Origin of the sequence: Bradyrhizobium acaciae (genome assembly GCF_020889785.1) — a bacterium.
Lineage (GTDB): Bacteria > Pseudomonadota > Alphaproteobacteria > Rhizobiales > Xanthobacteraceae > Bradyrhizobium > Bradyrhizobium acaciae.
This window is the reverse complement of record NZ_JACMYK010000020.1, coordinates 43,106-56,320: the sequence shown is the minus strand read 5'-3', so window position 1 is coordinate 56,320 and position 13,215 is coordinate 43,106. Positions and strand designations below refer to the sequence as shown.

Below are 13,215 nucleotides of genomic sequence, written 5' to 3'. Positions count from 1 at the left end.
AGCGCTATTTGCGATAGACCTGCGCCGGATCGAACAGTCGCTCGGCATCGACGAATGACAGGCTGATGTCGCCGCCCTCGCCCTTCACGGCGCGATAGAAGCAGGATCGCCGTCCCGTGTGGCAGGCAGCGCCGATCTGCTCGACCTTGATCCACACCGCGTCCTGATCGCAATCCATCCGGATCTCGACCACGCGCTGGGTCTGGCCCGAGCTCTCGCCCTTGCGCCACAACGCATTGCGCGAGCGGCTGAAGTACCAGCCTTCGCCGGTCGCGATCGTCTTGCGCAGGGCTTCGTCGTTCATGTGCGCAACCATCAGCACATCGCCGGTCGCGGCATCGGTCGCGACGCAGGTCACGAGACCTGTCGCGTCGAATTTGGGCTGGAAGGCCAGCCCCTCTTCGCGGTCGTGATCGTGAGTCGATGCGGACACGGAAAACCTCGCTTGGAAAAATGCGAGGTTACCGGTTCGGTCCTCGCACCAGGGACAGGAAGCGCTGCTGCTCCGCCGGATTGTCGCGGAACATGCCGGTGAAGCGGCTGGTGAAGGTCGATGCACCATGCTTGGCGACGCCGCGCACCGACATGCAGGTATGCTCCGCCTCGATCAGTATCGCAACGCCGCGGGGCTTCAGCACCTCGTCGATCGCGGCTGCGATCTGCGCGGTGAGATGCTCCTGGGTTTGCAGGCGGCGGGCGAAGATATCGGTCAGCCGCGCCAGCTTGGAGAGGCCGACGACGCGCTCCACCGGTGTATAGGCGATATGCGCCTTGCCGTAGAACGGCATCATGTGATGCTCGCACTGCGAGGTGAATTCGATGTCGCGGACCAGGACGAAGTCGTCGTAGCCGGCGGTCTCGCCGAAGGTGCGGTTCAGCACTTCGGCCGGGCACTGATGATAGCCCTGATAGAGCTCGTCATAGGCCTCGACGACGCGGCGCGGCGTGTCGAGCAGACCTTCGCGGAAGGTGTTCTCGCCGATATAGGCGAGCAGCGTCTTCACGGCGTCCTCGGCTTCCGCTCGCGACGGGCGCGGCTGGTCAGCACGGACGGCGGCCGCCATGAATTCTGAGGGGTCGAGCTCGCTGGCCTTGGCGTCGGCTGGCTTGTTGGGGCGAATCGGCTTGATCAAAGCGTCCATGTCGTCTCCGTTCGACCGGCCCTGGCATTGCCCTCGGGCCGGATGTGTCACCGGGCAGACGGGGCGGATTGTCGAACCGCCGGGCGCCTGAGTCCCCATCTTGTAGCACCACAACGGCGAATGTGGTCCGCGGTGGCCGCATGGCCGGGCTATGTTTCCGGCGCTGCCGTCCATATATAGGACGGTGAAACCCAGCCGCCAAGAGCGCCCGGCGCCGCCGGAACCAGGCATCTGTCCCCATGCTGAACGACATTTACAACAAGCGGATCATCGAGTTGGCCGGCAATATTCCGCGCCTCGGACGGCTGGCCGAGCCGGACGCCAGCGCCACCGCCCACTCCAAATTGTGCGGTTCGACCGTCAAGGTCGACCTCAAGATGGACGGCCCTGTCGTGACCGACTTCGCCCATGACGTGAAGGCCTGCGCGCTCGGTCAGGCCTCCTCCTCGATCATGGCGAGCCATGTGGTGGGCTCGACCGCGGACGAGCTGCGCGACTTGCGCGAGACCGTCCGCAAGATGCTGAAGGAAAACGGCCAGCCGCCGCAGGGCGGCAAATGGGCCGACATCGCGCTGCTCGAGCCGGTGCGCGACTACAAGGCCCGTCATGCCTCGACGCTTCTGACCTTCGATGCCGTGGTCGATGCGATCGGCCAGATCGAGGCCAAGGCCAAGCAGCCGGCGTAAGCCTTACCGCCGGCGAAGACCCTACTGGGACGGCTGGACCGGCGCCGGCGCTGCGGTGCCGCCGGTCGGCACCTCGGCCTCGGCGGTCTTGGTCGCCTTCGCGGCCTGCGGTGGCGCCTCACCCTTCATCGCGCTGCTCACGAAGCGATCGGTGTTCTTCGGCTTCGCTTCGGCAACGGGAGTTGCATTGTCCTGCCGCGGCAGCACATCGGCGACCGCATCCGTGGTGACGAGATTGGTCAGCCGCAATTCGGCCGCGGACAATTCGTGCAGATCTTCCCACGGCGGCACGCTGAGTGCGAGCGACAAAAGCTCACCTGCCCCGCCCATGTCGAAGGTGTACTTGGCGAGACGGCCGATATCGCGCTCGACGATCATCAGATCCTGCGCGGTGTAGCTCGCGGCCTTGGCGTCGTCGGCGCGGTCGCCCATCCATATCTGATGCACGCGGACGTGGGCGGCCGGCGGCACGTAGCGCGTCTTGCCCGACAGCAGCAGGAACACGCACATCGACTCGCAATAGGCATCCGGCAGCACGCTGGCGCGATCACCGGTCGCGGCCTGATTGGCGACGCTGATGCCAACCGTGGTCAGCGCGCCGAGACCGCGGAAGCGGCGGCCGAGCGCGATCGCGTCGTTGACCGAGCCGCCGCTGGAGTCGAGCACGATGGTGGCGCCGTTGAGCGGGCGGCTGCGCGCAAACTCGTCGAATTCCTTGGGGCTGTCAGCCGTGATGATGCCGACCGCCGACACCCAGCCCCGGCAATTCGGCTGGCAAGCGATCCAGCTGAACTTCATCGGCAGCTTGCGCTCTTCGAGGGTCGAGCTCGCCCGTGCGGAACTGCCCGCCGTGGTGACCGTGCCGGAAACTGCGAAGCAAACGGCAACGGCGCCGGTGAGCACCCAACTGCGCAACGAGAACGACTTGACGAGCCTCAATTTGGTTCCTTCCCCCAAGCTCTTGGTGATGCGAGCGGTGGCAATGGCCCCATGGCAACGCGCCACGATTCTGTCATCGGCGCGTAACGGGAACGGTAGCCCTGCTGACCTGGACCGTCCATAGGACCCTTGCTGCAGCGCCATTTCCGCTGTGCAATAGTTGCGAACTGTGGCGTAAATATCTGCAATTGAACAGTTCCTTGGCTTGGAACCCCCGCAAGACTACGTACATACTTGCGTATGCCGTCGACAGATCATTCAACATCAGACCATCCGCGATGCATGGACTGTGCCACCGCTGCGCGTCGATTGCCGCGCAACTTCGGCCGCGCCCTGATCTGGATCTACCGGCACACGCTGTCACCGCTGGTGGGCTATAACTGCCGGCACCTGCCGACCTGCTCGGTCTATGGCGACGAGGCGATCGAGCGCTTCGGGCTTTGGGCCGGCGGCTGGATGACGCTGGCGCGGCTGCTGCGCTGCCAGCCCTGGGGCACGTCGGGGATCGACAACGTGCCGGCGGTCGAGCCGCCGGGCGCGCAGTGGTACCTGCCATGGCGCTACGGCCGCTGGCGCGGCGTCAACGACGTCTGATCAATTGCTGCGGCGCTTCCAGGCGCAGCGCGCATTGCTGGTTCGGCGGAACTGTGGCGATGCTTTCTGCATTGTTTCGTTGCCCGCTCGGGATCCCCTCGGGGAGGAAACAACAATGCGCTGGAAAATCAGCCACAACGGTCACGACCCCCGGCAGATCGATTTGTTGGCCGTGCTTGCCCTGCTCGTCGTGATCATTGCCGCCTACGGCTACTTCACCCACAATTCCAACAAGCCGAGCACGACGGCGTTCATCGTGCCGAGCCAGAGCGTCAAGTGGTGAGGCACATACCTACTCGGCTGGAGCAGTGCGCACCCGGCGCGGCCGCGTGATGACCACGACCACCAGGGCCGCCGCGACGAAGGCCGTCGCCACGTAGCCCGCGCTATGCAGCCATTCGCGCGCGAACAGCAATCCGCCGATCGCCGAGCCGATGGCCTGGCCGATATACAGCACCGAGGTGTTGAGCGAGACCGACGCCGACGCGAGCGCCGGAGCCGCACCGACCAAACGCACCTGCTGCATCGAATTGGTCGAGGCGAAGCCCAGGCCCCACACCGCAACGGAGGCGGCCATCAATGCATAGGCGCCCGCGCTCAGCGCCCAGCCGGCCACGCCCGCGAGCAGCAGCACGGTGAACAGGACCGACGTCTTCCAGGCGCCCCAGGAATCCACGATGCGGGTTGCGATCGCGATACCGACGAAGCCGAAAATGCCGTAGAGCGCGAACACGATCCCGACGGCGTCGGCATTGGCGCCGGTCAGCTTGGCGAGCAGCGGCCCCATGAAGGTGAACACCACGAACTGACCCGACATCTGCAACGTCGTGATCGACAGCAGCAGGATGACGGTTGGATTACGGCCGAGATCGGCCCACGTCCTCAAATCGACCGGCACGCCATGCAACCCGCCGGGCAGCCGCCACCACAGCAGCAGTGAGCTCACGAGCCCGGTCAGCGCGATCGCGCCATAGGTCACGCGAAAACCGTAACGGCTTGCGATGAAGGTGATCAACGGCAGCCCGATCGCGGCGGCGAGCGACCAGCCGAGGAAGATGTAGGCGATCGTGCTGCCGCGCTTCTCCACCGGCACGATCAGCGCCGCGGTGCCGGCCGCCTGCGGTGTGTAGAGCACGCCGACCGCGAGCATCACGAGGCGGATGGCCAGCAGACTGTCGTAGTCCGGCGCGAAAGCCGATGCTGCGTTGGTCAGCGTCAGCACCAGCAGCGTCGCCGTCAGCAAGGCGCGCCGTTCGAACCGGCTGGTCAGCCAGGCCGTCACCGGCGAGCCCACGCACAGCACGATCGCGCCGAAGGTGATCAGGAGACCCGCAGTGTGGATCGTGACGCCGAGGCCATCAGACAATTCCGCCAGCATGCCGGCCGGCGCCAGCACCGAGCAGCCGGTGACGATGTTGCCGAGCATCAATGCGGTAGGAGCGAAGCGTTTCACGCCGCGGTGTTAGCAGACTCCGAGATCAATGCAACTGCATCTAAATGCATGGCACTTGATCGTTTGGCGCCTCTTGCGCTCACGGCGCCCGCGATGCCGTCGGCGCCGCGTCGACGCTCGGCGAAACGACAGGCGGAATCGGAGCCGCGGGCTTCGGACCTGCCGTCGCCGCCGGACACGATGCCAGAAGCTGCGTCCATCCCCGATCCAGCCCGGTCGTGTCGATGTCGAATGTTGCATAGCCGGGCTTCAGGTCGGACTTTGCATCGGACCTGACGTCGGATCTGGCATCGGACGACAGCGTGCTCTCGCCGACCTGTAGATGCGGGACCGCCAGCATCGCCTGCACGCTGTCCGAGCTCACCGGGTCGCTCCAGACCTCGTATTTGCCGAACCGCGCCGGCGATCTGCCGAACGCGATGGTCTTGGTGGCGCCGGCCATCATCACCACCGTGCTCTTGCCGGCGACGCCTTCATCGAATTCGCGCACGAACATCAGCCGCCCGCGATCCCTGTTCTCGCAGAACAGGCGCCACTCCATCATGCGGAACGAACTGCCGTCGCCCTTTTTCTCCTGCGCGATCTTGCGCACATAGGGCCGCGTTTCCTTCTCCACCGCCCACAGGGTTTCCGGCAACGGCCGCGTATCGATTCCGAAGCGATAGAGTTCCGGCCGCGTCAGCACGTGCAGGCTCTCGAACTTCACAGTCCGGATCAGTTCGCTGAGCTCATGGCTGATCCCCATCGCCGCCAGGAACAGGTTGCGGTCGCGATCGGCGCTCACCATCTCGCGCCGCCTGAAGTCCGCGACAGCCTGGGCCGGAGGATGCCCATGGACCACGAACATCAGCTTGGAATTGTGCACCCCGAGCACCGAATCGGGTGCCACCTCGCGGGTGGTCGCGCCCAGGAACAGATAGGCGCAGGCCGAAACGCACATCGCATTTCGGGTGGTGAGTTCGGCCTCGACCTCCCTCTTCGCAGCCTTGATCTTGAGGCAGGCGGCGTCGACCTGCGTGCCGGTGGAACAGGCCGGCACGTTGGTGCGGCCGACCCGGGCAACCGCCTTGCGCGCACGCAGAAACCGCGCAATCGCATAGGACTGCTCGACGTTTCCGCCGGGCGAGTGAAGGTAGATCGGAAGCTGCGTGTCCTTTATGGCAAGCAGGAAGCTGCGAATCCGCGCCGCCGCATCCCGATCGATCTCGCCTTCGATCGCAATCCAGCGATCGCAACCGGCGCCGCAGGCATTCGCCGGTCCCTTGGCGAGGTAGATCGTCAGCCGTTTCGCAAATCCGACCTTCTCGACCGGTGTTTCTTCCGCGCGCAAGACGCCGGGGATCAGAAGCAGCGCCACGAAAAACAGGACACGGGAAAGCATGAATTTGGTGGATCGCACGATGTCGGGAAGGTGGGACGTTCGACGTTAGACGATGATCGGCAGCGTCGCAACGTTCGGTGCCGTCAGGTGCGGCGAGCTTGCCTCAATTCCCTGCCGCAGGAGGGCCATTTTCTTGATATTGCCGGATTGCAGGCGTCAAATCCCCTGCTATACCGCTGCTTTCCGCTTACCTGCGCTCGTTCGCAGGAGTGAGCTACAGGAGACATCATGGCAGACACGCCACCCAAATCCGAATCCGGATTCCAGTACAGCCTCTCCAACCTCAAACCCGCAGAACCCGTGGACAAGATCGCCCTCACCTTCCCTGATGGAGCGAGGCGTGAATTCCCGAGAGGCACCACCGGTCTCGACATCGCCAAAGGCATTTCGCCCTCCCTCGCCAAGCGCACCGTCGCGATGGCGCTCGATGGCACGCTTGCCGACCTCAATGATCCCATTGAAGCCGACGCCAGGATCGAGCTGGTCGGCCGCGACGACCCGCGCGCGCTGGAACTGATCCGGCACGATGCCGCGCATGTGCTCGCCGAAGCCGTGCAGTCGCTGTGGCCGGGCACCCAGGTCACGATCGGCCCGGTGATCGAGAACGGCTTCTACTACGACTTCTTCCGCAACGAGCCGTTCACCCCGGAAGATTTTGCCGCGATCGAGAAGCGGATGCGCGAGATCGTCGCGCGCGACAAGCCGTTCACCAAGGAAGTCTGGGATCGCGAGAAGACCAAGCAGGTGTTCCGCGACAAGGGCGAGGCCTTCAAGGTCGAGCTGGTCGACGCCATTCCCGGCAACGAGCCGATCAAGATCTATTTCCAGGGCGACTGGTTCGATCTGTGCCGCGGTCCGCACATGACCTCGACCGGCAAGATCGGCAACGCATTCAAGCTGATGAAGGTTGCCGGCGCCTATTGGCGCGGCGATTCCAACAATCCGATGCTGACCCGCATCTACGGCACGGCATTCGCGAAGCAGGAAGACCTCGACGCCTACCTCAAGCAGATCGAGGAAGCCGAGAAGCGCGACCACCGCAAGCTCGGCCGCGAGCTCGACCTGTTCCACTTCCAGGAGGAAGGCCCCGGCGTGGTGTTCTGGCACCCGAAGGGCTGGACCATCTTCCAGCAGCTGATCGCCTATATGCGGCGCCGGCTGCTCGGCGACTACAACGAGGTCAATGCCCCGCAGATCCTCGACAAGGTGCTGTGGGAGACCTCGGGCCATTGGGACTGGTATCGCGAGAACATGTTCGCGGCGCAGTCGGCCGGCGACGAGGCCGAGGACAAGCGCTGGTTCGCGCTGAAGCCGATGAACTGCCCGGGCCATGTCCAGATCTTCAAGCACGGGCTGAAGAGCTACCGCGACCTGCCCTTGCGGCTCGCCGAGTTCGGCGTCGTGCATCGCTACGAGCCGTCGGGCGCGATGCACGGCCTGATGCGGGTGCGCGGCTTCACCCAGGACGACGCCCACGTGTTCTGTACCGAAGAGCAGCTCGCCGATGAGTGCCTCAAGATCAACGAGCTGATCCTGTCGACCTACGCCGATTTCGGCTTCGATGGCGAGCTCACTGTCAAGCTCTCGACGCGGCCCGAGAAGCGGGTCGGCACCGACGAGATGTGGGATCACGCCGAGCGCGTGATGGCGACCGTGCTGTCGGAGATCAAGGCCAAGGGCAGCAACCGGATCCGCACCGAGATCAATCCGGGCGAAGGCGCGTTCTACGGGCCGAAGTTCGAATATGTGCTGCGCGACGCCATCGGCCGCGACTGGCAATGCGGCACGACCCAGGTCGACTTCAACCTGCCGGAGCGGTTCGGCGCGTTCTACATCGATCACGACGGCTCGAAGAAGGCACCGGTCATGGTGCACCGCGCGATCTGCGGCTCGATGGAGCGCTTCATCGGCATCCTGATCGAGCATTATGCCGGCAACTTCCCGCTCTGGCTGGCGCCGACGCAGCTCGTGGTCACGACCATCACCTCCGAAGGCGACGAGTACGCCAAGGTGGTGGCGGCGGCGGCGCGCCGCGCCGGGCTGCGGGTCGAGATCGACCTGCGCAATGAGAAGATCAACTACAAGGTCCGCGAGCACTCGCTGGCCAAGATCCCGGCCCTGCTCGTCGTCGGCAAGAAGGAAGCCGAAACCCATTCGGTCTCGGTCCGCCGCCTCGGCAGCGAGCGCCAGGTCGTGATGCCGACCGATGAGGCGATTGCCGCGCTGGTCGATGAAGCAACGCCGCCGGACGTGAAGCGGGCGCGATCCGCCGCGTGATCTTCACAATCGGTCTAAACTGGCTTTCGCTGGCTCCGTCGTGCCCCCATCTTGGGGGCACGACTCCCCTTGAAGGACATTTCCGTGCCCGATGCCATTGAACTCCTGAAGACACGCCGTTCGCTGAAACCGCGCGAGATGACCGGCCCCGGGCCGTCCGCGGCCGAGCTCGAGACCATTTTGACGATCGGTGCGCGCGTGCCCGACCACGGCAAGCTGGCACCTTGGCGCTTCATCGTGTTCGAGGGCGATGCCCGCGCGCGCGCCGGTGACGTGATCGCAAAGGTCTTCGCCCGCAAGAATCCCGGCGCGCCCGTCTCCGACATCGAGGTCGAGAAGAAGCGCCTGACCGATGCGCCGCTGGTGATCGGCGTGGTCTCCTTCACCAAGCCGCACCCGAAGGTGCCGCCGTGGGAGCAGGAATTGTCGGCGGGCGCGAGCGCGATGAACATCGTCACCGCCGCCGCAGCCCTCGGCTACGGCGCCTGCTGGCTGACCGGCTGGTTTGCCTTCGACCGCGACGTGCTCGACGGTCTCGGCCTGAAGCCGGACGAAAAGCTCGCAGGCCTGATCCACATCGGCACGCCGACCAAGCCGAGCGAGGACCGGCCGCGCCCGTCGCTGTCGGATATCGTGACGCGGTTCTAGACGAGGCACCGCCTCGTAGCCCGCATGAGCCAACGGCTCGCGCGAACGCGCGCCCGACGACAGGCTCCGCGATATGCTGGACGCTCCTCCCGGGTGGCGCTTCGCTCACCCGAGCTACGGGAACCGTGGTCATTCCGGATAAAAGCTCAAGCCGCCTTCGACGCGCGCTCCGCAAAGCCGCTCAGCAAGGCTGCGATCTCGTGCCCCGGCCTCGCAGCGCTGAACAGGAATCCCTGCACCTCGTTGCAGCCTTCGGCGCGCAGCCAGTCGAGCTGATCCGTCGTCTCGACGCCTTCCGCGGTCGTGGTGATCTTGAGGCTGCGGCCGAGGCCGGAGATCGCACGCACGATCGCGACACAGTCCGAGCGCCGCGCCAGATCCTTCACGAAGGAGCGGTCGATCTTGATCTTGTCGAACGGAAAGCTGCGCAGATAGCTCAGGCTGGAATAGCCGGTGCCGAAATCGTCCATCGAGATGCTGACGCCGAGCTCGCGCAGCTGATGCAGGATGGCGAGATTGGCCTCGGTCTCCGCGAGAAACACCGATTCGGTGATCTCGAGCTCGAGCCGGCGCGCTGGCAGGCCCGAATGCGCCAGCGCCGAGATCACGGCCTGAACCAGATTGCGGCTGCGGAACTGGACCGGTGAAAGATTGACGGCGACCTTGACGTCGGCCGGCCACTTCATCGCCTCGGCGCAGGCCTCGCGCAGCACCCATTCGCCGAGCGCGACGATCAGGCCGATGTCCTCGGCGACCGGGATGAACTCCGCGGGCGACACCATGCCCTTCTGCGGATGCCGCCAGCGCAGCAGCGACTCGAAGCCCGAGATGCGGTCGGCGGCGATATCGATCAGCGGCTGGTAGTGCAGCTCGAACTCGCCGTTGCTGAAGGCCGCGCGCAGATCGCGCTCCATGTCGCGGCGCTTCTGCGCCTGCTGATCCATCTCCGGTTCGAAGAAATGATGCACGCCGCCGCCGTCGGACTTGGCGCGGTACAGCGCCATGTCAGCGTTGCGCATCAATTCTTCCGACGACGTGCCGTCACCCGGCGACAGCGCAATCCCGACGCTGGCGCCGACCACGACTTCGAGCCCGTCGATGTTGTAGGGCGCGCTCAGCGCATCGATCAGCCGTTCGGCAAAAGCGCTCGCCTCCTTCGGCGAAACGTCGGCGGCAAGCACGATCGCAAACTCGTCACCGCCTAGGCGGGCCGCCACGTTGTCGTCACGGACCACCTCGCGCAACCGCTCCGCCACCAGCTTGAGCAGCCGGTCGCCCATCGGATGCCCGAACGAGTCGTTGACGTTCTTGAACAGGTCGAGGTCGATGCACATCACCGCGACGCGCTTGTTGCCGTTTCGGCCCCGCTCCAGCGCCTCGCTCAGGCGCTGCTGATAGAAGTCGCGGTTCGGCAGGTTGGTGAGGCCATCATGGTGCGCCATGTGGGCGATCCGCGCTTCGGCGGCGCGACGCTCGGTGATGTCGACCACCGCGACCAGATAGCCGTCACGGCCCTCGAACGCCACCTTGCGTCCGAAGGTCAGCACATGGATCTCGGTGCCATCGGCCTTGACGTGCCGCCAGTCGCGGCTCGATTGATAGACGTCGCCGATGTCGCGCAAGGCTGCACTGTGCATGCTCCACTCGTCAACCGGCCAGATCTCGCGCAGCGTCATGCCGAGAAATCTCTCCCGGCTGTAGCCATAGTGCTGAACGGCGGCGTCGTTGACGCTGAGGAATTCCATCGTGCCGGCGTCGAACACCCACATCGGCATCGGGTTGTTCTCGAACAGCAGGCGGAACGACACCTCGCGCTGCTTCAGCGCCGTGACGTCGGAGACGGTCAGCGACAGCATGTCGCCGAACGCCGTGACGCCGAGCCGCAGGCAGCGATCGCCGCTGTCGATCTCGAACTGGCCGCCCGGACCGCTTCCAACGAATCCGAGCAGGCGGTCCATCACCGCCGGCGCGGCAAGCGGATTGCCGCCGGCGCTGAGCCGGCGCCACAGCAATTCGGTTGCGGGCCGCATCAAGAGCTTTGCAGCACCCTGGTTGAGATGCACGACCTGGAAATCGGCCGGCTCGCCCCGCGCATCGCGGATCGCGGCGAGCGACAGCACGCCCTCGTCGGTGGCCGAGAAAATCGTATCGAGCAGATTGTACTGCGCATTGCGCTCGTTGACGTAGACGCCGACCAGGATGCCGCCCCAGCGCGACCGCGTCGGCAGCGCCAGCACGTCGAAGGTCCGCACCAGGCCGTCGCGCACGCAATGTGCCGATGCGAGATAGGGCCGACAGTTCTCGCGCGCGTTTGCGGCGGCTTCGGTCAGCGCGGTGGCGCAGTCCGGCGGCAGCGCGCTGAGCGGAATGTCCCAGCGCTCGTCGTTCAGCCAGGTCTGGACATAGCGGCCGGTGTGCGAGACGCTGAGCACGCCGTCGACGTTCCGCAGCAGCACGATATGATCGGCGAGCCGGCCGAGACTGCCGAGCATCACGTCTTCATAGTGCGGCAGCTTCTCGCCGGGACGAACCGCGGCCTGCCACTTGCGTTGCAGAACCGGAACGTCCGCGAACATCTCGGAATTGAACTTGGCCGATGTCTTAGCTGATTTCTTGTTGGCCATGACCATGGCACGCCCCGTTCACGCAAACGCCAGAGCATGATCCGGAAAATGTGCGAAGCGGTTTTCCGAAAGGATCATGCTCAAACAAAAAGCCAAAGCGCGATGACGCCTCAACGTGAACCCATCGCGCCGTGGTCCCCGTGGCATCCAAGTCATGCCGCGGCTTAACGCCATGTAAAAATAGCGATGCTGCGCGTCGCCGCCAGCGATTATGACAGCTCAAATTCGCGCGATGGTTAGTTCGCGTTAGAAACTATGACGGTTGCATGAAATGCAGCGCGGTCGGGCGTCAGCGCGCCACGACTTCGACTTCGCCATCGACGCCGTTGACGACGTTGAAGGGACGCTCGAACACCTTGCCCTCGTTCTTGGCGATTGCACGATACTCGCCTTCCGAGAGCACGACGCGCGGGAACGCGCCGATCGATTCCTTGATCACGTCGCCGCCCGGCGTAATCACCGACCATGCGGTGTTGGCGAGCGCCTCGCCGCCCTTCTCGCTGACCAGCTTCAGCGTGATCACGGCCGCGCGATGCGTGACGGTGACGTCGGTCAGCTTGCCTGCCGCGACGCGAATGTCGGAGCGCACCACCGAGTTGGCGTCACCATAGTTGGAGACGATGTAGTAGGTACCCTCGGGCAGCAGCGCGACATCGCCGGCGGAGACGTTGGGCACCAGCGGGCCGCGGTCCGAGCCGTCGAACTGGCTGCCCTTGTAGATCGCGAACGAGATCTGGTTGGCCGGGATCTTGCTGGAGCCGACCCGGCCTTCGATCCGCAGGCCGCCGGCCGGCAGCACGAACGACTCGCGGTCGGTCTCCGACTTCAGGCTGACGGCACGCACCGCGCTGACGAGGCCGAGCGCGACATGGACGACGTAATTGCCGGGCGGCAGCACGACGTTCGGCGTCGCCCCGCGCTCCTCGCGGACCAGCTTGTAGGTGCCGTTGTCGTCCGGCTTGTCGGCGAACACCCGCCACACCAGCCCGGCATTGATGACCGGCAGGTCCTTGCCGTAGCGCGCCGTCAGCGACAGCACCGCCTGCCCGGCGGTCGGGGAGCCGGCCGGCGGCGTCACCGGAGGCACGGTCGCAATGGATGGCTGGACGATGGTCGGTTGGGTCAGCGGACCGGGCAGAACAGGCCCGGAACCGGCCCCGGACGGCGGCGCCAGATTGAGGGCCGGGCCGGACGGTACATCCGGCACCGAAGCAGGCGGGATCGGCGGCGGCCGGTCGCTGAAAAACTGCGCCGACACGGAACCCGGGACCATCGCGAGCAAAAATGCCGCAAGCGCCACTAGCGGAAGGAGCCGCATGCCCCGCCCGCATCCGCCGATGCCGTTGCCCCTCGAAGTCATCCCCATGCTTTTCAACGAAAACGCGGCGAATTCAAGCCTTCGTGCAAGGGGCGTCCAAGGCTTTGTCACAATCCGGACGGCGCCGTCCCCCTCTTTGGAACCGGTCGATCA

General features: G+C 65.2%; 12 protein-coding genes. 5 read left to right on the top strand and 7 right to left on the bottom strand.

Annotated elements, in window-relative coordinates:
• Window positions 1-4: 4 nt before the first annotated feature.
• Complete coding sequence (gene hisI, locus H8A92_RS11640; protein ID WP_229195926.1) at window positions 5-433, bottom strand: phosphoribosyl-AMP cyclohydrolase; 429 nt, start codon at window positions 431-433, stop codon at window positions 5-7.
• Between the two features lie 28 nt (window positions 434-461).
• Window positions 462-1,142: a GTP cyclohydrolase I FolE gene (gene folE, locus H8A92_RS11635; RefSeq protein WP_163155996.1), complete on the bottom strand. Its 681-nt coding sequence runs from the start codon at window positions 1,140-1,142 to the stop codon at window positions 462-464.
• Between the two features lie 239 nt (window positions 1,143-1,381).
• Here folE and H8A92_RS11630 point away from each other — a divergent pair, with 239 nt between their 5' ends.
• Window positions 1,382-1,828: an iron-sulfur cluster assembly scaffold protein gene (locus tag H8A92_RS11630; protein WP_229195925.1), complete on the top strand. Its 447-nt coding sequence runs from the start codon at window positions 1,382-1,384 to the stop codon at window positions 1,826-1,828.
• Window positions 1,829-1,849: 21 nt separating this feature from the next.
• Here H8A92_RS11630 and H8A92_RS11625 read toward each other — a convergent pair whose 3' ends face one another.
• Window positions 1,850-2,767 carry a COG3904 family protein gene (locus H8A92_RS11625; RefSeq protein ID WP_229195924.1) on the bottom strand — a complete coding sequence of 306 codons (918 nt, stop codon included), beginning with the start codon at window positions 2,765-2,767 and terminating at the stop codon, window positions 1,850-1,852.
• A 240-nt stretch (window positions 2,768-3,007) separates the two neighbouring features.
• Here H8A92_RS11625 and yidD point away from each other — a divergent pair, with 240 nt between their 5' ends.
• Together yidD and H8A92_RS11615 are read left to right on the top strand one after the other, a co-directional pair.
• Window positions 3,008-3,361, top strand: coding sequence for a membrane protein insertion efficiency factor YidD (gene yidD, locus H8A92_RS11620; protein WP_420831311.1), 354 nt, complete (start codon window positions 3,008-3,010; stop codon window positions 3,359-3,361).
• A gap of 115 nt (window positions 3,362-3,476) precedes the next feature.
• A complete protein-coding gene (locus tag H8A92_RS11615; protein ID WP_165445763.1) occupies window positions 3,477-3,644 on the top strand; it encodes a hypothetical protein in 168 nt (55 codons plus the stop codon).
• Window positions 3,645-3,653: 9 nt separating this feature from the next.
• Here H8A92_RS11615 and H8A92_RS11610 read toward each other — a convergent pair whose 3' ends face one another.
• Together H8A92_RS11610 and H8A92_RS11605 are read right to left on the bottom strand one after the other, a co-directional pair.
• A complete protein-coding gene (locus H8A92_RS11610) occupies window positions 3,654-4,787 on the bottom strand; it encodes an MFS transporter (protein WP_229195952.1) in 1,134 nt (377 codons plus the stop codon).
• A 106-nt stretch (window positions 4,788-4,893) separates the two neighbouring features.
• Entirely contained in the window at window positions 4,894-6,195 is a 1,302-nt protein-coding gene (locus H8A92_RS11605) for a COG3904 family protein (RefSeq protein WP_229195922.1), read from the bottom strand.
• A 228-nt stretch (window positions 6,196-6,423) separates the two neighbouring features.
• Here H8A92_RS11605 and thrS point away from each other — a divergent pair, with 228 nt between their 5' ends.
• Both thrS and H8A92_RS11595 read left to right on the top strand, forming a co-directional pair.
• A complete protein-coding gene (gene thrS / locus H8A92_RS11600) occupies window positions 6,424-8,472 on the top strand; it encodes a threonine--tRNA ligase (RefSeq protein ID WP_229195921.1) in 2,049 nt (682 codons plus the stop codon).
• A gap of 84 nt (window positions 8,473-8,556) precedes the next feature.
• Window positions 8,557-9,120: a nitroreductase family protein gene (locus H8A92_RS11595; RefSeq protein ID WP_229195920.1), complete on the top strand. Its 564-nt coding sequence runs from the start codon at window positions 8,557-8,559 to the stop codon at window positions 9,118-9,120.
• A gap of 146 nt (window positions 9,121-9,266) precedes the next feature.
• On the opposite strand, the gene H8A92_RS11590 is transcribed toward H8A92_RS11595, so the two are convergent.
• Together H8A92_RS11590 and H8A92_RS11585 are read right to left on the bottom strand one after the other, a co-directional pair.
• On the bottom strand, window positions 9,267-11,750 hold the full coding sequence (locus H8A92_RS11590; protein WP_229195919.1) for a putative bifunctional diguanylate cyclase/phosphodiesterase: 2,484 nt from the start codon (window positions 11,748-11,750) through the stop codon (window positions 9,267-9,269).
• Window positions 11,751-12,033: 283 nt separating this feature from the next.
• Complete coding sequence (locus H8A92_RS11585; RefSeq protein WP_229195918.1) at window positions 12,034-13,104, bottom strand: hypothetical protein; 1,071 nt, start codon at window positions 13,102-13,104, stop codon at window positions 12,034-12,036.
• Window positions 13,105-13,215: the final 111 nt, after the last annotated feature.

Excerpts from the sequence above, each read along its gene's own strand:
- folE (WP_163155996.1), bottom strand. The coding sequence starts at position 1,142 with ATGGACGCTTTGATCAAGCCGATTCGCCCCAACAAGCCAGCCGACGCC.
- H8A92_RS11630 (WP_229195925.1), top strand. The coding sequence starts at position 1,382 with ATGCTGAACGACATTTACAACAAGCGGATCATCGAGTTGGCCGGCAAT.
- yidD (WP_420831311.1), top strand. The coding sequence starts at position 3,008 with ATGCCGTCGACAGATCATTCAACATCAGACCATCCGCGATGCATGGAC.
- H8A92_RS11615 (WP_165445763.1), top strand. The coding sequence starts at position 3,477 with ATGCGCTGGAAAATCAGCCACAACGGTCACGACCCCCGGCAGATCGAT.
- H8A92_RS11610 (WP_229195952.1), bottom strand. The coding sequence starts at position 4,787 with ATGCTCGGCAACATCGTCACCGGCTGCTCGGTGCTGGCGCCGGCCGGC.
- H8A92_RS11605 (WP_229195922.1), bottom strand. The coding sequence starts at position 6,195 with ATGCTTTCCCGTGTCCTGTTTTTCGTGGCGCTGCTTCTGATCCCCGGC.
- thrS (WP_229195921.1), top strand. The coding sequence starts at position 6,424 with ATGGCAGACACGCCACCCAAATCCGAATCCGGATTCCAGTACAGCCTC.
- H8A92_RS11590 (WP_229195919.1), bottom strand. The coding sequence starts at position 11,750 with ATGGTCATGGCCAACAAGAAATCAGCTAAGACATCGGCCAAGTTCAAT.
- H8A92_RS11585 (WP_229195918.1), bottom strand. The coding sequence starts at position 13,104 with ATGACTTCGAGGGGCAACGGCATCGGCGGATGCGGGCGGGGCATGCGG.